This window comes from uncultured Abiotrophia sp., from assembly GCF_963520105.1.
Classification (GTDB): Bacteria; Bacillota; Bacilli; order Lactobacillales; family Aerococcaceae; genus Abiotrophia.
The window spans coordinates 1-18,768 of sequence record NZ_CAUQPN010000002.1 but is presented as its reverse complement, the minus strand read 5'-3'; the positions used below and the strand labels follow the sequence as shown (position 1 = coordinate 18,768).

Annotated in this window: 19 protein-coding genes and 1 rRNA gene; all 20 read left to right on the top strand. The window is 42.7% G+C overall.

The features are described from left to right. The first annotated feature begins 113 nt into the window (after positions 1–113). Positions 114–839 (top strand): ABC transporter permease, encoded by a 726-nt coding sequence (locus RWO08_RS03220; RefSeq protein WP_291430485.1) that lies wholly within the window; start codon positions 114–116, stop codon positions 837–839. A 15-nt stretch (positions 840–854) separates the two neighbouring features. After that, the gene (locus RWO08_RS03215) at positions 855–1,856 is read left to right on the top strand and encodes a LytTR family DNA-binding domain-containing protein (protein WP_291454707.1); all 1,002 of its coding nucleotides are present in this window, start codon (positions 855–857) and stop codon (positions 1,854–1,856) included. A 159-nt stretch (positions 1,857–2,015) separates the two neighbouring features. Continuing rightward, positions 2,016–2,870: an ABC transporter ATP-binding protein gene (locus RWO08_RS03210; RefSeq protein WP_314211219.1), complete on the top strand. Its 855-nt coding sequence runs from the start codon at positions 2,016–2,018 to the stop codon at positions 2,868–2,870. After that, positions 2,867–3,598, top strand: coding sequence for a hypothetical protein (locus tag RWO08_RS03205; protein WP_311468041.1), 732 nt, complete (start codon positions 2,867–2,869; stop codon positions 3,596–3,598). The genes RWO08_RS03210 and RWO08_RS03205 overlap by 4 nt, the downstream gene beginning before the upstream one ends. A gap of 386 nt (positions 3,599–3,984) precedes the next feature. Then, positions 3,985–4,284, top strand: coding sequence for a 30S ribosomal protein S6 (rpsF, locus tag RWO08_RS03200; RefSeq protein WP_070756477.1), 300 nt, complete (start codon positions 3,985–3,987; stop codon positions 4,282–4,284). A 36-nt stretch (positions 4,285–4,320) separates the two neighbouring features. Continuing rightward, positions 4,321–4,839: a single-stranded DNA-binding protein gene (gene ssb / locus RWO08_RS03195; protein ID WP_314211218.1), complete on the top strand. Its 519-nt coding sequence runs from the start codon at positions 4,321–4,323 to the stop codon at positions 4,837–4,839. A gap of 22 nt (positions 4,840–4,861) precedes the next feature. Beyond that, positions 4,862–5,107, top strand: a complete 246-nt coding sequence (gene rpsR / locus RWO08_RS03190) for a 30S ribosomal protein S18 (protein WP_023392587.1) — start codon at positions 4,862–4,864, stop codon at positions 5,105–5,107. A 272-nt stretch (positions 5,108–5,379) separates the two neighbouring features. Further along, the gene (locus tag RWO08_RS03185; protein WP_314211217.1) at positions 5,380–7,236 is read left to right on the top strand and encodes a DHH family phosphoesterase; all 1,857 of its coding nucleotides are present in this window, start codon (positions 5,380–5,382) and stop codon (positions 7,234–7,236) included. Next, complete coding sequence (gene rplI / locus RWO08_RS03180) at positions 7,236–7,688, top strand: 50S ribosomal protein L9 (RefSeq protein WP_306486131.1); 453 nt, start codon at positions 7,236–7,238, stop codon at positions 7,686–7,688. The genes RWO08_RS03185 and rplI overlap by 1 nt, the downstream gene beginning before the upstream one ends. A gap of 184 nt (positions 7,689–7,872) precedes the next feature. After that, positions 7,873–8,595, top strand: a complete 723-nt coding sequence (gene rsmG, locus RWO08_RS03175) for a 16S rRNA (guanine(527)-N(7))-methyltransferase RsmG (protein ID WP_023392590.1) — start codon at positions 7,873–7,875, stop codon at positions 8,593–8,595. Positions 8,596–8,605: 10 nt separating this feature from the next. Next, positions 8,606–9,367 (top strand): ParA family protein, encoded by a 762-nt coding sequence (locus tag RWO08_RS03170; RefSeq protein WP_023392591.1) that lies wholly within the window; start codon positions 8,606–8,608, stop codon positions 9,365–9,367. Then, positions 9,360–10,253 carry a ParB/RepB/Spo0J family partition protein gene (locus RWO08_RS03165; protein ID WP_070756482.1) on the top strand — a complete coding sequence of 298 codons (894 nt, stop codon included), beginning with the start codon at positions 9,360–9,362 and terminating at the stop codon, positions 10,251–10,253. Before RWO08_RS03170 ends, RWO08_RS03165 begins: the two co-directional genes overlap by 8 nt. Before the next feature lie 11 nt (positions 10,254–10,264). Further along, entirely contained in the window at positions 10,265–10,465 is a 201-nt protein-coding gene (locus RWO08_RS03160; RefSeq protein ID WP_023392593.1) for a DUF951 domain-containing protein, read from the top strand. 21 nt (positions 10,466–10,486) lie between these two features. Then, positions 10,487–11,587 (top strand): redox-regulated ATPase YchF, encoded by a 1,101-nt coding sequence (gene ychF, locus RWO08_RS03155; RefSeq protein WP_070756487.1) that lies wholly within the window; start codon positions 10,487–10,489, stop codon positions 11,585–11,587. An 18-nt stretch (positions 11,588–11,605) separates the two neighbouring features. Continuing rightward, entirely contained in the window at positions 11,606–12,346 is a 741-nt protein-coding gene (locus RWO08_RS03150; RefSeq protein ID WP_083316328.1) for a DUF1129 domain-containing protein, read from the top strand. 184 nt (positions 12,347–12,530) lie between these two features. After that, positions 12,531–14,009, top strand: coding sequence for an IMP dehydrogenase (gene guaB, locus RWO08_RS03145; protein WP_306486128.1), 1,479 nt, complete (start codon positions 12,531–12,533; stop codon positions 14,007–14,009). Positions 14,010–14,136: 127 nt separating this feature from the next. After that, the gene (locus RWO08_RS03140) at positions 14,137–14,835 is read left to right on the top strand and encodes a response regulator transcription factor (protein WP_291430494.1); all 699 of its coding nucleotides are present in this window, start codon (positions 14,137–14,139) and stop codon (positions 14,833–14,835) included. A 28-nt stretch (positions 14,836–14,863) separates the two neighbouring features. Further along, positions 14,864–15,985 (top strand): cell wall metabolism sensor histidine kinase WalK, encoded by a 1,122-nt coding sequence (locus tag RWO08_RS03135; protein WP_306486127.1) that lies wholly within the window; start codon positions 14,864–14,866, stop codon positions 15,983–15,985. A gap of 11 nt (positions 15,986–15,996) precedes the next feature. Further along, positions 15,997–17,361 (top strand): D-alanyl-D-alanine carboxypeptidase family protein, encoded by a 1,365-nt coding sequence (locus tag RWO08_RS03130; RefSeq protein ID WP_306486126.1) that lies wholly within the window; start codon positions 15,997–15,999, stop codon positions 17,359–17,361. Positions 17,362–17,796: 435 nt separating this feature from the next. Further along, positions 17,797–18,768, top strand: a 16S ribosomal RNA gene (locus RWO08_RS03125); the annotation flags it as partial.

Sequence of the window (18,768 nt, the reverse complement as noted above, 5' to 3'; positions counted from 1 at the left end):
GTCCCTTTATTGGGAGCCAACTTCTTTTGTTGTCTTAGCATAATTTGACATGATAGTTAAGAAGGGATAAGATTAAGACTTAGAGAAAGGTTTTGAGAGAGGGGGATTATCCCATGAAAACTTGGCAACAAGTCTGGACTCTGGTTGGAGTAAAATTTAAGCAGAGTTTTGCGTCTGTCAAAATATCACCTATGATATATATAACGATTTTATATCCAGTAATAATGAATTTTATTCTTCCAAACGATGTGAGTTCTATAGAACGACAAGGCTTTGTTATGATTATGTTTTTTTCCTTTTTAGGTAGCGTGTCTCCTATTACGCTTGCTATGTTGAATTTAACTGAGGATAAGGAGCATAAAACTTTACGTATTTTATTAGATAGTCATGTTAGGCCTTGGGTTTATTTACTGTCCCTAGTCATTATGACACAGATTACTATGTGGGTGACAGTAATGATAAGCTTGCCTTTAATGAACCTAGATTATCAGTATTTAGGCTCTATTTTTGGCATGATTTTCCATTTTGGTATGTGCTTTCTAATTTCTAGTATCTTGGGATTGATTTTTGGTTTAATCTTTGATCGGTCTGCAACAGCAAATGCTGCAAGTATAGTCCCCATGTTAGCCATAGCCTTTATTCCTTTATTTAGTAGAATGAATGACCATTTAGCAGGATTGATGCCTTATTTTTATACTGGACGTGCCAATGCCTGGTTACTTCATTTAGATTATGGTGGTTTGGGGATAGATTTGTTGGTTTATGGCGTTTGGCTACTAGCTAGTCTGATTGTTTTGACAATTTCTTATCGACAAAAACGGAATCGACTCTATCTATAAAAGGAGGATGAGGCCATGAAGTTATGTGAATGGCAAGATGTGATGAAGCAGTCGCAGAATGGCATGTTACTCAAGGATTTGAATTTTAGTATTGAAGCAAGGCAGCATCTAGGAATTAAGTTCACGCAAGATGAACGGCAAATATTCTATGAGCTTTTGGTGGAGCGCGAGCGACCAACTAGCGGTCAAATCAACCGTAGTTTTAAGTCGATGGCAAGCTGTCGCTTAGATGACGGAGTCTATGAAGGTCAGACAGTTAAAGTAGCTGTCACTCTTTTTAGTCGTTTGACTGGCTATGCTGGAAATTTGTCAGAGCTCTATGAGGCCTTCGCCTTATCGGATTTAGTAAATTATCGTATCAAGGATTTGACGTCTGATCAGCGTCATCGCTTGCAGTTGCTACGAGCTACTCTTAAGCAACCAGATTTGCTCTACCTAGAAAGTCCCATTTCGCTCTTAAGTCATGACGGTGTGGGGCTCTATCTTAAGGCTTTGGATTATCTCAAGTCTCTACCCCTAACCCTCTTGATAACGGCTACCTCGCTAGAAGAATTAGTTCTCCTTAATATCGTGACCTATCGTTACCAGGTTCAAGATGGATTAGAATTGGTAGATGTTTCAGAGGAAGAATCGGATTCAGAAGGTAAGGAAGCAGAGGAATTAACGGCGACTGAACTCAACCGCGTCTTTAAGGTTGCCTGCAAACTCAGTGATAAAACTGTTTACTTTAATCCAAATGAAATAGATTATATTGAAAGCATTAATAGCGTATCGACTGTTCAAGTTAATGGTGATTCTTATCCGACTGCCATGACCTTGTCTGACTTAGAAGATAAGTTGAAGCACTTTGGCTTCTTCAGATGTCATCGATCTTACCTGGTTAATCTCCAGCGAATTAACGAATTGGTGTCCTATTCTAAGAATTCTTATACCCTGATTCTCAAGAAACCTAAAGAAACACTCTTACCTCTGTCGCGTAGTCGATTGGACTCTTTGCGACAATTAATTGAATTATAGCCATTTCTGAGGTACCACTCAGCCCGTTTTTTCCACACTTGGGCCGAGTGGGCCTCTTTTTGACTTTTTGGCCGTACAATTGGGCGACTTTTTGCGTCAAAAGTCAAAAGTCGGTGTAGACTATAGTCATCAAAGCAAATATCAGAAGGAGGCAGTCACATGTCACACACATCTGTTATCGAGGTACGCGACCTCGTCAAACAATTTAAAAATCAAACCGCGCTCAATCATTTAGATTTTTCAGTTGAATCTGGAGAAATTTTTGGATTTTTAGGACCATCGGGTGCAGGTAAAACAACCACCATTAAAATCTTAACCGGTCAACTACTAGCTAGTTCAGGTGAAACTAAATTATTAGGAATAGCAACTGATGCTCTGACTCAAGATATCTATCAGGAAGTCGGAATCGTCACGGATAACTCAGGTCTCTACGAAAATGTTTCTGTCTATCGTAATATGAAGTTTTTCGCCGATTTACTTAAAGTTGATAAGAAGCGGATTGACTTCTTACTTGAACGCGTTGGATTGGCTCAAGATAAGAAGAAACTTGCTCGCCGTTTATCGAAAGGGATGCGTCAGCGTCTAGTATTGGCCCGTGCCCTTCTCCATTCGCCTAAGGTGCTCTTCCTAGATGAACCAACTTCCGGTTTGGATCCAGCAACTGCTCAAGCCATTCATAAGTTACTGAAGGAAGTGCAAGCTGAAGGCACCACCATCTTCCTCACAACACATAATATGGAAGAAGCGACTAAACTCTGTGATCGAGTGGCTCTTCTCAATGATGGGAAGATTGTTTCGCTCGATACGCCAAGAAATACTTGCTTAAACTTTAAGCGAGAACGCAAGTTAGAAGTAGGCTTAAGAGATAAGAGTCAGGTAGTTATTAATCAGGACTCGGCAGGGATTGCGCAACTGAATGAATGGTTAAGTCAAGATTTAGTCGAAACCATCCATTCCAATGAACCAACGTTAGAAGAAGTATTTATTGCTAAGACAGGGAGAGAATTACTATGATGAACTTACACAAAATCTGGACTATTTCAAAATTCAAAATCTACCAAATCGTTGTTAATATGCAGATTTTACCTATTTTGTTAATGGGTATGATTATGCCGGTTGCTATGAATTTTATCTTGCCTCGAACGGATGAATTTGCTCAAGGAAATGTACGTAGTATCATGATTATTTCCATGGGTTTCATCTTTATCGCAGGGATGGGAAGTGCCATGACTGGCATGATGAGCTTAGTTGAGGAAAAGGAAAAGAAAACCTTGCGGGTTTTGATGACTTCAACGGTAACAAGCTTAGAATTTCTCATTGCTACCCTACTGCCAACGGTTGTTCTCTTAATGTTACTCAGCTACCTCTTAATTCCTTTATCAGGTATGAGTTTTTCTGATTTATCTCTTCTTAAGTATGGGATTGTCAGCTTATCAACCATTGTTTCTGGATCTATTATTGGCTTTATTTCAGGGATTTTTGCTAAAAATTCATCTGAGGCTACAGCCTACAGTATTTTCCCTTTGATGATTTTAATCTTGGTTCCTTTCTATTCCATGTTTAGTGAACCTTTGGCTAAGGTTGCGCCCTATCTATACACTAACTTCTTCTTCAGTTGGGCGCGTAACTTTGCTGATGCTAGCTTGCCTCTGCGAGAAGTCTTAGTAGCTTTAGCTTGGTTGTTAGGTCTTAGTCTGGTTTTCGTTCTACTCTATCGTCACAATGGATTAGAAAAAGAATAGGGGGAAACTCTTATGTCATGTACTCGTCCTAATCGGCTAATCAATATGGTTTTACTTGTTGTCCTTCTCTTAAGTCTTTTGATAGAAGTCACGATAGGATCAAGCACCAGCCTTTGGTTATCCATTTTAGGAAATCCATACTTGCAGCGTGCCATCGCCATGGCCATCATTGGGAACTTTTGCTATAAGTTGTGTCGTCAGGAATGCTAAGTAACTCCATCCCCCTTTTTGGGGGATATTTTTGTTAATAGACTTATGGGAGATTCTTCTGATTATAGCTTGCAATTCTTGCTAGGCTCGCGTATAATTAATAGATGTGAGTATGTGACTATTTCCATACTCTCCTTGCTCTTTATGAGCCAATAGTCCAAAAGGAGGTGCAGTCAATGAGTCAAGCAACTAAATACGAAATCTTGTACATCATCCGTCCTGATTTAACAGATGATGCTAAGAAAGAATTGGTCGAGCGTTTCAATTCAATCTTAACTGAGAACGGTACTGAAGTTGTTGAATCGAAAGACTGGGCGAAAAAACGTTTTGCTTACGAAATCAACGACTACAAAGAAGGTATTTACCATATCGTGAATGTTGTCGCTGAAAACGCACAAGGCATTAACGAATTCGACCGTCTTGCGAAAATCAACCGTGACATCTTACGTCACATGATCGTCAAAGTCGAAGCTTAATTGTTTCACGTGAAACATCTTGAGGGAGGAACCAACATGAATACTGTACAATTAGTCGGACGTTTAACCCGTGATGTTGAATTACGTTTTACCTCATCTGGCACTGCAGTCGGTTCTTTTACCATTGCGGTTAACCGTAATTTTACTAACCAACAAGGTGAACGTGAAGCGGACTTCATTTCGTGTGTGATTTGGCGGAAGGCAGCTGAAAACTTAGCTAACTTCACGCGTAAAGGTTCCTTGATTGCTATTGATGGACGTCTTCAAACACGTTCATACGATAATCAACAAGGCCAACGAGTATATGTAACCGAAGTGGTTGTTAACAACTTCGACTTGCTAGAATCTCGCTCTGTGACTGAGCAACGCCCTGTCTCTAGTCCAAATACTGATCATCAAGCAAGTGCTTATGGTGTAGGTGGTGGAGGCGGATACCAATCACAGCCACAAATGAATCAAAATAACTATAATCAATCATTTTCTTCATCAAATACTTCTCCATTTATGGATGAAGGTCACCCAATTGATATTTCTGAAGATGATTTACCATTCTAAGAATTAATAAGGAGTATGACATATGGCTGAACAACAACAACGCCGTGGCGGCCGTCGCCGTCGTAGAAAAGTATGTTTCTTCTGCGCAAACCATATCGATCATCCTGACTACAAAGACGTAGATTTACTCAAACGTTTCATTTCTGAAAAAGGGAAAATCTTACCACGTCGTGTAACTGGGACTTGCGCGAAGCACCAACGTGCTTTAACCGTTGCTATTAAACGTGCACGGATTATGGGTCTTTTACCATTTACTGTACAAGACTAATTTTACTGACTAGAACTTCGGTTCTAGTCTTTTTTGTTTCACGTGAAACATTCCTCGCCAACTAGAGAAACTAGAATAAATGTGGTAAAATAGAGGAGAATAAAACTACTAGGAGGTGGACAGTGAAAAAAGATAGAATAAGGCAGTTTATAAAACTGTTGGACCGCTCTTCAATGAAGTGGCCAGTATTGTTTTTTACCGTCTTTTATCTCTCTATTATTCTAGCAACGCTTGCTTATATGCCTTGGATAGCACTTCTGATGCTAGTGTTAATGTTCTTATTCATACTGATTGGATTTAATCATTTTGAAGGTTACATGCAATATTTAGAACAGCAGTACTCTAGTGTGGCACCAACCTTGCACTTAGCGCAAGAAGATGCCTTGTATCGTGCTCCTATTGCGGTGCTTATCTACAATAATAAGCACGAGGTAGCCTGGGTTAACCCAGAGTTTCAGCATCATTATGGGAATCTACAACTTCTGGGACAGCCACTTGCTAAGTTACATTCAGGTTTAGGTGAAATTATAAACCAAGAAAATCCAGAAAAACAATGGCAAACTATTGAGATAAATCAAAAGTTTTACCGTTATCTACATCAGCCGTCCTATCAGGCGATTTACTTTATTGATCAAACGCCCGAACATGAGATGGTAGCTCAAAGAGCGTATGATCGTATAGTCTTTGGCTACTTGCTCATTGACGAATACGATGAATTAGTACAGTCCATGGATGACAGTGAGACTTCGCTCTTTGATGCTAAACTATTAAATGGTTTGCGAGAATGGGCCAATCAATTCAACCTTTATCTCAAACGTTTAGAAGATGATCGATTTTTAGTATTAGCTAATCAAGCAGCCCTAGATGTGTTGGAGAAGGATAAATTCAAAACGCTAGAAAGCATAAAAGAAACAGAAGCTAAACAGTCGATCCCTGTATCGATAAGTGTAGGGCTTGCATACTCAGAGGACACCTATTATGGGCTTGATGAACTAGCCAATCAAGCTCAACTTAATGTAGAGTTAGCTTTAGCGCGTGGGGGTGATCAGACTGTAGTTCGCTCACACAACGGACAAGCCCGTTTTTATGGTGGTAAGTTGAACGTTAACCAAAAACGCTCAATTACACGTTCTAAATTGGTTTATCAGGCCCTGCTGACCTCTGTCGAACAAGCCAACCGTGTGATTATTGCGGGCCATAAATATCCTGATATGGATGCTGTTGCGTCAGCCTTAGGAATTCATAAAATAGTAAGCCAACAGGGTAAATTTGCTAGAATTATCCTTGATCGCCAGGAGTTATCTGATGATGTGGCTCAGCTTCTTGAATTTCCTGCAATCAAGAATGAGGCCTCCAATCTATTCATTAGTTTAGAGGAAGCTCAAGAGATTGTTGATAATCGTACTCTCGTTGTCATGGTGGATCACCACAGACCTAGCTTATCTGCTGCTGGCCCACTAGTGAATGAGCATGAGGTGGTCATCATTGATCATCACCGCCGAAGTGAAGATTTCCCTACTAAGCCAGTTCTAACCTTCATTGAGCCTTATGCCTCATCAACATCAGAATTAGTTACGGAATTCTTCATCTATATGCGGAACAGTCACGAAACACTGAACAAAACAGAGGCAACAGCTCTCTTAGCTGGTATTATTGTGGACACTAATAACTTTGCCAGTCGCACAGGGTCGAGAACTTTTGATGCAGCAAGTTATCTTAAGTCTCGTGGTGCTAATGAACACTTAATTCAGCAGTTGCTTAAGGAAGATCTTAAGCGATTGTTAGAGCGCAACGAGATTATAGCTCAGGCCCATTATATCGGTGAAGATATTATTGTAGCTAAGGCTCAAGAGGGAAAAGTTTATGACAATGTGACAGCCTCTCAAGCAGCGGATGTCATGCTAACACTTAAAAAAGTAGAAGCTTCTTTTGTTATATTTGAGCGCCCTGATCAAACAATCGGGATTAGTGCCCGTTCCATGGGTAGGCTTAATGTCCAGACCTTGATGGAAGAAATGGGTGGGGGTGGTCATTTGACTACTGCTGCAACTCAAATAAAGGAATCAAGTCTTGATCAAGTCTATCAGGACTTAGTAGAGACCATTCAACGTAATAAGGAGGAAAGTTGATGAAAGTAATCTTACTACAAGACGTAAAAAAACAAGGAAAAAAGGGTCAATTGATTGAAGTATCGGAGGGCTATGGCCGTAACTTCTTAATCAAGAATGGCTTAGCTAAACTTGCTGATAATGCTGCAGTTAATCAATTAAATGCTGAAAATAAAGCTAAGGCTCGCTTAGAGGCTGAAGAATTGTCTCAAGCAAAAGACCTTAAAGAAAAACTCGAAGATGAAAAAACTGTGATTGTAATTAAAGCAAAGTCAGGCGCAGATGGTCGTCTCTTTGGGACCATCCCATCGAAACAAATCGCTGAAGAACTTAAAAAACAGTATAACCTCAGTATTGATAAACGCAAGATTCAGCTAGAACAAAACTTAGCTTCCTTAGGCCACCACCATGTAGCGGCTAAGTTACATCATGACGTGACCGCCAAACTTAATGTTCATGTTGTTGAAGCCTAAGTTTACATCTTAAAGGGACTGACCTAGTCAGTCCCTTTATTGTTTCACGTGAAACATTCGACCTAATTAGAGACAAAAATGGGCAGCTATCAGTTGCTATTTTTTCGGATATACGGTAAAGTAAATAGTGGTTGTGAAACTTTTTTGTTTCACGGATTATTCACAAGAAAGAAGGCTCTCATCCATGAATCCAGAGACATTTATTGCCCAATGCGCCGCACATGGACTAGTGCTGAATGACCAGCAAATTGCCCAATTTGAGCGCTATTTTCAACTCTTGGTTGAGTGGAATGAGAAGATGAACTTAACAGCCATTACCCAACGTGAAGAAGTCTACCTCAAGCATTTTTATGACTGCTTAATGGCTCTATGGAATATGCCCTTGGATAATTACGCCCTCCAACTCTGTGATGTTGGGGCCGGCGCAGGATTTCCAAGTATCCCATTAAAAATCGCGCATCCAGAGTTACAAGTGACTATTGTCGATTCGCTCCAAAAGCGTCTAACCTTCATTGAACATTTGGCTGAGGAACTTGGTTTAGAAGGGGTATCCTGTGTCCATGGACGTGCCGAAGATGTAGGGCAAAATCCTGTCTATCGAGGACAGTTTGACTTAGTAACAGCTCGTGCGGTCGCAAGCCTCAATGTTCTAGCAGAATACTGCCTTCCTTTAGTTAAGATTGGAGGCCAGTTTTTAGCGTTAAAAGCACAGAAATCTGACCAAGAATTAGAAGAAGCTAGGGCTGCTATCAGCATTCTGGGAGCTAAACTAATCAAGGTAACGGAAGACCAGTTACCCGTTGAGTCAGCAGACCGCCGTTATATTCTGATTCAAAAAACAAAAGAGACGCCTAATAAGTATCCGCGTAAGGCAGGTAAACCTGCGAAGAATCCAATAAAAGCCTAGGAGGTAAGCTATGGGAAGAATGATTGCAATCGGAAATCAGAAGGGTGGCGTTGGTAAAACAACGACTACCGTCAACTTGGGAGCTGCCCTGGCTTTCCAAGGCAAGAAAGTCCTGATTATTGATATGGACTCACAGGGGAATGCAACCAGTGGTTTAGGGATTGAACGAGCTGACGTTAAGCAAAGCGTCTACGAAGTCCTAGTCGATCAAATTGAAGCAGCGGGAGCTATCTTGCCTACTTCTCGCGAGAATCTCTGGATTTTACCGTCTACCCTCCAATTAGCTGGGGCAGAGATTGAACTGGCAACAGCAGACCACCGCGAATCAAGGCTCAAACAGGCTATTGAACCTATTAAGGCTGACTACGATTATATTTTAGTAGATTGTCCACCATCACTCGGCCAGTTATCGCTCAATGCATTTACAGCGAGTGATACCATCTTGATTCCAGTACAGTGCGAATACTATGCCTTAGAAGGTTTGAGCCAACTCTTGAACACTATTCGCTTGGTTCAACGTACCTATAATAAGAACTTTCGGATTGAAGGCGTACTCTTGACCATGTTGGATGCTCGAACCAATTTGGGTTATGAAGTGGTTGAAGAAGTGCGTAAATATTTCCAAGAAAAAGTCTATCAGACAATCATTACACGTAATGTCCGACTCTCTGAAGCGCCATCCTATGGTCAGTCAGTCATTGACTATGATCCAAAATCTCGTGGAGCTGAAATGTATATGGACTTAGCCAAGGAGGTGGCTGCAAATGGCTAATAAACCAAAACCTAAGCAAAAACGAAGTGGTTTGGGTCGGGGCATGGATGCCTTATTTACCCCTTTAGAAGAAACGCCATCTGAGTTTGAACAAGTTGAAGAAATCAGCTTAGAGGCTATTCGCCCTAACCCTCATCAGCCGCGTAAGCATTTCAATGAAGATGCCCTCAATGAATTGGCCGACTCCATTCGGAATAATGGCGTCTTCCAACCTATCATCGTCCGTAAGTCAGCCATCAAAGGCTATGAACTAGTAGCCGGCGAACGTCGGGTTAGAGCTAGTCGTCTAGCGGGGCTCACCACCATTCCGGCCATTGTCCGTCAACTTGATGAACGGGTTATGATTGAGATTGCCGTTTTGGAAAACTTGCAACGGGAGGACTTGAGTCCACTGGAAGAGGCGGAAGCCTACGACATGCTCATGAACAAGTTGAATTTGACCCAGGCAGAAGTGGCTGAACGTATGGGAAAGAGTCGGCCTTATATTGCCAATTATCTACGACTCTTAACTTTACCAGATGAAGTGAAGAAATTGGTTCAAAAAGAAGCACTATCTATGGGCCAAGCAAGAACCCTGCTGTCACTTAAGGATAAGAAGCAGTTGGTGACCCTAGCACAACGTGTCATCAAGGAACAACTAACAGTCCGTCAGTTAGAAGACTTGGTACAACAACTCAATGAGAAGTCCCAAGCCAAACAAATCAAAAAGACCAAGAAAGCAGACAAAAAGCCATCTTATATCTTAGCTTGCGAGCAAAAACTGCAAGAACGTTTTGGCACCATGGCCTTGATTCAACAGCGGGGTGACAAGGGTAAGATTGAGATTGAATACATGGATGAATCTGACCTCATGCGTATCCTAGATTTGCTACAAATTCAAGCCTAGGAGGAAACCATATGCAAAAAGACTATGATCTTCATGACATTATCGAGATGAAAAAGCCTCATGCTTGCCAAACTAACCGTTGGCAGATTATCCGTATGGGCATGGACATCCGAATCAAATGCTGTCACTGCGGACATATTGTGACCTTAACCCGGCGCGACTTTGAAAAACGACTTAAGAAAATCAAAGAAAAAGCGCCCGAAAAAATCTAGCTAAAGAAAGAGTGAATGACATTGGCATTAACAGCCGGTATTGTAGGTCTTCCTAACGTTGGGAAATCTACCCTATTCAATGCAATTACAAAAGCAGGTGTCGAAGCGGCTAACTATCCCTTCGCTACCATCGATCCAAACGTCGGGATTGTTGAAGTTCCTGATCAACGTCTGATTGAAATTACCAAACTTGTTAAACCTAAAAAGACAGTGCCAACGGCGATTGAATTTACTGACATCGCAGGGATTGTAAAAGGTGCAAGCCGTGGTGAGGGGCTGGGTAACAAGTTCTTAAGCCATATTCGCCAAGTTGACGCCATTTGTCACGTGGTCCGTTGTTTTGCCGATGGCAATATTACGCACGTTTCAGGTAAGGTAGACCCACTTTCAGATATTGAGACTATTAACCTAGAATTGATTCTGGCCGATTTGGAAACCATCGATAAGCGCATTGGACGTGTAGCCAAACTAGCTAAATCTAAAGATAAAGATGCAGTAGCGGAATTAGAGGTTCTAGAAAAGTTAAAAGCTGCGCTAGAAGACAATCAACTGGCTAATTCTGTTGACTTCTACGATGAACAACTACCTTATGTACGCAACCTCTTCCTCTTGACACGCAAAAAGATGCTTTACGTTGCCAATATTGGTGAAGATGAAGTGGTGGATCCTTCGGATAACCCATATTTAGCTCAGGTGCGCGAGCTAGCGGCTAGCCAAGGTGCAGATGTCGTACCAATTTGTGCGCGTTTGGAAGAAGAAATTGCTGAATTGGATGATGAAGAGAAGGCTGTCTTCTTGGAAGACTTCGGTTTGCAAGAATCTGGTTTGGACCGTCTTATCCAACATGTCTATAGCCTCTTAGGACTAGCCACTTACTTTACGGCTGGGGAACAAGAAGTTCGAGCTTGGACCTTCAAACAAGGTATGAAGGCGCCACAAGCAGCTGGGATTATTCACTCTGACTTTGAACGTGGCTTTATCCGAGCTGAGACGGTTTCTTATCAAGATTTAGTCACTTACCAAAGTATGCAGGCCGCCAAAGAAGCAGGTCGTGTACGTTCAGAAGGTAAAGAATACGTTGTACAAGACGGCGACATTATGCTGTTCCGCTTTAACGTATAGCCTATAGGAGGAAAAATCATGACTGAAGAAATTAAACAAACAGAGCAAGTAGAGACGGAAGCAGAGGTTGCAGTTGAGGAGGCTTCTGCCAGCTTAACAGAGTCAGAAATTTTTGGCCGTTTAACCAAACGCAACCAACAATACATGTTGACTTTAGATAGAAACTTAGCGGCTGCTAATCTAACCGAGTCCATTCGCCAACAAATCTATCAAGAAATGTGCGAAACCTTGGAAGAAGGCCAACAGACCGGGCAGACTGCCCGTCAATTATACGGCACGCCGACTGAATGTACGGCTGTTATCTTAGAACAACAGTTTCCTAGTGATGACGAAGGCGAGCGCTCGGCCGATTGGAAGATTGCCCTCGATGGTGGCTTGCTATTAGGATCTGTCTTTACTTTGATTACGGGCTTCTCGCTTATGCGTCAAGGGGAACATAGTGAAGCAACAATCAACAATATGGGCTTAATCACCTTAATCGTTAACTACTTAGTGGCAGGGATTGCCATGCTGATTGTGTCCAAGGTGCTACCAGACATGGATGCGCCTAAAGGTAAGCGCGGCTACTTTAAATACTTCTCTGTGTCTTCTCTGGCTATGCTAGGGTGGATTGTTGCTGTCAGCATCTCGAGCGTCATCTTCCCAACGGCTATCAACCCAGTCTTTCCATATGATATCTACTTCATTATAGGGGGCTTAACCTTCCTCTTGCGCTTCTATCTCAAAAAGCGGTGGAATATCAAGGGTGGCCTTTTCTAACAAAATTGAAAGACCGATTCAGTCGTAAACTGAGTCGGTTTTTTAGTATGCAAGATCTAGGAGATTAGAGTAAAGCAACAAGATTAGAATTTAAAAAGAATGAGCCTTTAGGCTTGCTCCTAAGGGGCGAAAGTGGTATTTTATTAAAAATAACTGTTGCTGAGAAGTCAAAGGAGGAAATAGAATGTCAGGTTGGGAAACAAAATTTGTACGTGAAGGATACACATTTGACGATGTCTTGCTGGTGCCAGCGCGCAGCGAGGTATTGCCAAATGATGTGGATTTAAGAGTTGAGTTAGCGCCTAATCTAAAATTGAATGTTCCAATTATTAGTGCTAGCATGGATACTGTGACGGATTCGACCATGGCAATCGCTATGGCCCGTCAAGGTGGACTGGGTGTCATCCATAAAAACATGTCCATTCAAGAACAGGCTGAAGAAGTTCGTAAGGTAAAACGTTCAGAAAATGGCGTCATCATCGATCCTTTCTATTTAACACCTGACAATACGATTGAGGATGCGGAAGAATTAATGAGCCGTTATCGGATTAGTGGGGTACCGATTGTAGAGAGCCTTGAAAGCCGTAAGTTAGTCGGGATTATTACCAACCGTGACCTCCGTTTCATTCCAGATTATAGCCATAAGATTGTGGAATACATGACGCATGAAAAATTGGTAACTGCTCCGGTTGGGACGACCCTAGAAGAGGCAGAAAAGATTCTTCATCAACACCGGATTGAAAAATTACCAATTGTCGACGAATCAGGTCGACTATCCGGCTTAATCACCATTAAAGATATTGAGAAAGTCATTCAATTCCCTAACTCTGCCAAGGATCAACACGGTCGCCTTTTAGTTGCGGCAGCTGTAGGGATTACCAGTGATACTTTCGATCGTGCAAGTGCCCTCATTGCTGAGCAAGTAGATGCTTTGGTCATTGATACTGCCCATGGCCACAGTGCTGGGGTTATTCGTAAGATTAAGGAAATTCGTGAGACCTTTCCAGATGTCACCATCATCGCTGGTAACGTGGCAACTGCTCAAGCCACTCGGGACCTCTTTGAAGTAGGGGTAGATGTCGTTAAAGTCGGGATTGGACCAGGTTCTATCTGTACTACCCGGGTTGTAGCCGGTGTTGGTGTGCCTCAATTAACTGCTATTTATGACTGTGCGACAGCTGCCAAAGAATACGGCAAGGCTATTATTGCAGATGGTGGGATTAAATATTCAGGGGATATCGTTAAAGCCCTTGCCGCTGGCGGCCATGCGGTCATGCTAGGGAGCATGTTGGCTGGTACGGACGAGTCACCAGGTGAATTTGAAATCTACCAAGGCCGTCGTTTCAAGGTTTATCGTGGTATGGGTAGCTTAGCTTCAATGGAAAAAGGTTCAAGCGACCGTTACTTCCAAGCTACCAACGAAGCCAACAAACGTGTACCTGAAGGGATTGAAGGTCGCGTTGCCTACAAGGGAAGCGTAGCAGATATTGTTTTCCAAATGATTGGGGGCCTTCGCTCAGGTATGGGCTACTGTGGAACACCAAATCTCCAATCCCTGCGTGAAGATGCGCAATTCATCCGCATGAGTGGTGCAGGCTTGATTGAGTCTCACCCACACGACGTTCAAATCACCAAGGAATCACCTAACTACTCTCGTAGCTAAAGATTATAAATGAGATGCCCCTAGGGGCATCTTTTCTTTGTCTATAACTTTTAATAAAACTTAAGACACAGGGCATCTGGTTTGATGTATAATGAAGGAGACTTGATAAGAAAGTGAGGACAGCAAGATGCGAATTTTGGTAGCAGATGACGATCGCGAAATTGTTGAATTACTCAATATTTATCTTCATAATGAAGGTTACGACGTAATTAAGGCCTATAACGGCCATCAAGCCTTAAGTTACATTAAAAACGATGTGGACCATGAAATTGGCCTAATCATTTTGGATATTATGATGCCAAAAATTGATGGAATGCAGGTACTGGATAAGTTACGTGCCGCAAACTATGAGACACCCGTCTTAATGTTGAGCGCCAAAAGTTCAGATCAAGACAAGATTCAAGGACTGACCAGTGGGGCTGATGACTATGTCACCAAGCCATTCAACCCATTAGAAATTATTGCGCGGGTCAAATCCATCTTGCGTCGCCAGTCCACCTATCAGAAGGAAGTAGCAGAGCCGGATGTTATTGAGATAGGCCCTTTAATTATTCGACGCGCTTCCCACGAAGTAAAGACCTTAACGGATAAGGACATTCAGCTGACGGCTTTAGAATTTGGTATTCTATATCTTTTGGCTAGCCATCCCAACCAAGTCTTTAGTGCCGAAGAAATATTTGAAGCCGTTTGGAACCAAGAAAGTATTGTGTCAGCCAAGACGGTTATGGTCCATGTCAGCCATTTGCGGGATAAGATTGAAGCGGCCACAGAAGGTGAACGTGTCATTCAGACCGTATGGGGAGTAGGTTATAAGATTGAAGGATAAGGATAAAAAATCGCCTCAACGACTCAGCATGCGCTTGACACGAAGCGAGCGGAGCGAACTCATCGTAGAAGCCATTATTACCATGAGTTTAATCTTCTTACTCTATCTCAGCGCTCTCTTGATCTATCGCCAAGCCATTGATTATAAATTAAACTTCTTTGGCCTAGATACCACGCTACGCCATATGCTAGGCTTAACACGCCAGCAAATTATTGTCTCCGTCTATATTTTTTCTCTTGCCTCCTGTGTGGTTGCTATCCTTGTCACCAATTGGCGGGTCAAGCGACGCATTAATCAAATGAAGTTAGCCCACATTCTGGACTATCTTAAATATATTGCGCAAGGCCACTATGAGATTCGTATTCCTCAGACAGACTTAGGTGAGATGGATGAAGTGGTCAGCTCAATCAATCATTTGGTAGATAGCACGGTCAAGGCCATTGAAGAAGAACGGAAGATTGAAAAGTCGAAGGATGAGCTTATTACTAATATCGGACATGATATCCGTACGCCTTTGACTTCTGTCATAGGTTACCTAGGTTTGATTGAGAACCAACAATATCATAGTCAGGAAGAACTAGCCCGTTATGCCCACGTTGCCTATCGGAAGGCCCAGCAGATGCAGAGCTTGGTTCAGGACCTCTTTACTTATACAGCTACTCGTCAGACGACAACGGAAATCAGACCAGTTCAGGTTCAGGTACTACGTTTCATGGAACAGTTAGTGGCTGACTTCGAACTTAACGCCAGAGAAAAAGCCATTGAACTACGCTTGGATATCCGGCCGCAGAACCTGCTTGCTAGCTTTGATGTCGATAAGATGGCGCGCGTTTTCCATAACCTTTTATCCAATGCACTTAAATATGGTGCTGGCGCACATTATATTGAGTTATTAGCTTATCAAGAGGAAGACTATATTTATTTTAAAGTTAAAAACGACGGACAACCGCTTGATAAGACTGAATTAGAAGACATTTTTCAAAGAAGCTATCGAGCTGATCAGTCACGCAGTGCTAACCAACCTGGAACAGGCTTAGGGTTAGCCATCGTCCGTAATATCGTCGAACTTCACCATGGCCATGTTTATGCCACGGTAGAAGGAAAAGAAACAATTTTTACTATTGAAATCCCCCAAAAATCCCCCCAATAATAAGGTGTACTATGAAAAAACGTAATTTCTTCCTAGCCTTTTTAGGTCTATGGCTAGGTCTACAGGCTATAGCCACAACTGCTATTCAAGCAGTTGGGACAGAGCCAAATCTCAACGCTCAGTCTGCGATTGCGGTAGATGCTGCTAGTGGGCAAATTTTATATCAGAAGAATCCAATGGCACTATTAGAAGTAGGGAATTTGACCAAGCTGCTTAGTTTGCTAATCATCTATGATGCGCTAGACCAAGAAAGCATTCATTTAGATGATCGTGTGACCCTATCTGATGAGGCTTATGCCCTGAGTCAAAATTATGAATTGTCCAATGTACCGTTACGACAAGACTTAGATTACTCTGTCGCCGAACTTTTAGAGGCGGTTGAAATTGGCTCTGCTAACGGGGCTCTCCTAGCCCTAGCTGAGCACACAGCAGGTAGCAAAGAAGCTTTCCAAGACTTAATGCAAGCCAAGGTTCAATCCATACTAGTGGATTCAGATAAGATTGATGAGGTTGACCGAGGAGAGTGGCAGGCCCTAGTTCCTGAGCTTGTTAATCTAATGGGCCTTGTAGAACAAGAAGAAGGTGTGGCAAGCAAGCAGCAGAATAAGCTCAATGCTATCATTCTAGCAGCTATAAGCTACCAATTAGTCAGTCGCCATCCTGAACTCTTAGACAATACCAAAATAGCTGCTAAGCTCTTCCGCCAAGGGACTGATGATCAGTTTGAGATGCATAACAGCAACCAAATGTTAGCCGGCCAAGCCTATGAATATGACCAAGTTGATGGGCTACTAAGTGCCTCGACAGCTCACGATGGCTATGGAACGGTCCAGACCATGGCGCGCGATAATTTTCGCGTTATTGTTCTCACACTAGGAAATAGCGAGTCAGCTCAAAGCTATCATGATAGTAAGAAACTGTTAGATTATGTATATGGGACCTATCAGCTTAAACGCGTTATCTCTACAGGAGATTCGGTCACGCAGATTACTCAATTGTTAGCTCACGATGGTGAACCTGAGCAAGTACAGGCCTATTATGGCGAAAATTTAGACCTCGCAATTCCTATTGTTGATACCACGCCTCGCATTGATTATCTCTTTGAGCCAGATTCTAACCTAGTGACAGCCATTGACAATGGTTGGAATATTCAGGCGCCGCAAGCGGGTGGACAAGCAATTGGACAGGTGCAGGCAGTTATTAAGCAACATGCTATGCAGTTTCTTCCTACAAGTAAGACCAACCGTGTCAGTGTCAAGCTCAGCCATGACATTAAGGAAGCAGGTTTTATGACCAAGTTTTGGCGCGGGCTTGGCCGTTTCTTCAGCGGTCTAGCAGAAGGAATTCGGCAGTTCTTTACCAGACTATTCAATTAATTTTGAAGGGGAAGCTTTAGGGCTTCCCCTTTAATATATTGAATAGGCAATATATTGTGGTAATACACAATGGCTTAAGCTATAAAATGTAGAGAATAGCTATACGGAGCCAAAGGCAAAGTAGTTAAGAAAAAAAGAATTATAGCACTATATTTAGGGAAGACTAAAAATTAAAACTACTAGATATAGTAGGTGGAGAAAAAGTTAATAAAAGGCGAAAAAAATGTAGGAAAAGTATTGACGAAGAGAAGGATTCATGCTAATATATAGAAGTTGTCACGTGGTGGCAACGAGCACATTGAAAACTAAACAAAGACACACCAAGAATGTGAGGGTCATCGAGGTAAACTTGATGAACAACCAACAATTCAGCAGCAGACAAGCTGGGTAAAAAACAAGCTAGTAAAGAAATGAGTCAAGTAGACTTATGAAATTTTTCATGAGAGTTTGATCCTGGCTCAGGACGAACGCTGGCGGCGTGCCTAATACATGCAAGTCGAACGAACCGCGACTAAGTGCTTGCACTAAGTCAAGGTGAGTGGCGAACGGGTGAGTAACACGTGGGTAACCTACCTCATAGTGGGGGATAACAGTCGGAAACGACTGCTAATACCGCATAGGACATGGAATCACATGATTCCGTGAGGAAAGGTGGCGCAAGCTATCGCTAAGAGATGGACCCGCGGTGCATTAGCTAGTTGGTAGGGTAAAGGCCTACCAAGGCGATGATGCATAGCCGACCTGAGAGGGTGATCGGCCACATTGGGACTGAGACACGGCCCAAACTCCTACGGGAGGCAGCAGTAGGGAATCTTCCGCAATGGACGCAAGTCTGACGGAGCAACGCCGCGTGAGTGAAGAAGGTCTTCGGATCGTAAAGCTCTGTTGTTAGAGAAGAACAGCGCATAGAGTAACTGTTATGCGTGTGACGGTATCTAACCAGAAAGCCACGGCTAACTACGTGCCAGCAGCCGCGGTAATACGTAGGTGGCGAGCGTTGTCCGGATTTATTGGGCGTAAAGGGAGTGTAGGCGGTCTTTTAAGTCTGATGTGAAAGCCCACGGCTCAACCGTGGAGGGTCATTGGAAACTGGGAGACTTGAGTGCAGAAGAGGAGAGCGGAATTCCATGTGTAGCGGTGAAATGCGTAGATATATGGAGGAACACCAGTGGCGAAGGCGGCTCTCTGGTCTGTAACTGACGCTGAGGCTCGAAAGCGTGGGGAGCAAACAGGATTAGATACCCTGGTAGTCCACGCCGTAAACGATGAGTGCTAAGTGTTGGAGGGGTTCCACCCTTCAGTGCTGGAGTTAACGCAATAAGCACTCCGCCTGGGGAGTACGGCCGCAAGGCTGAAACTCAAAGGAATTGACGGGGACCCGCACAAGCGGTGGAGCATGTGGTTTAA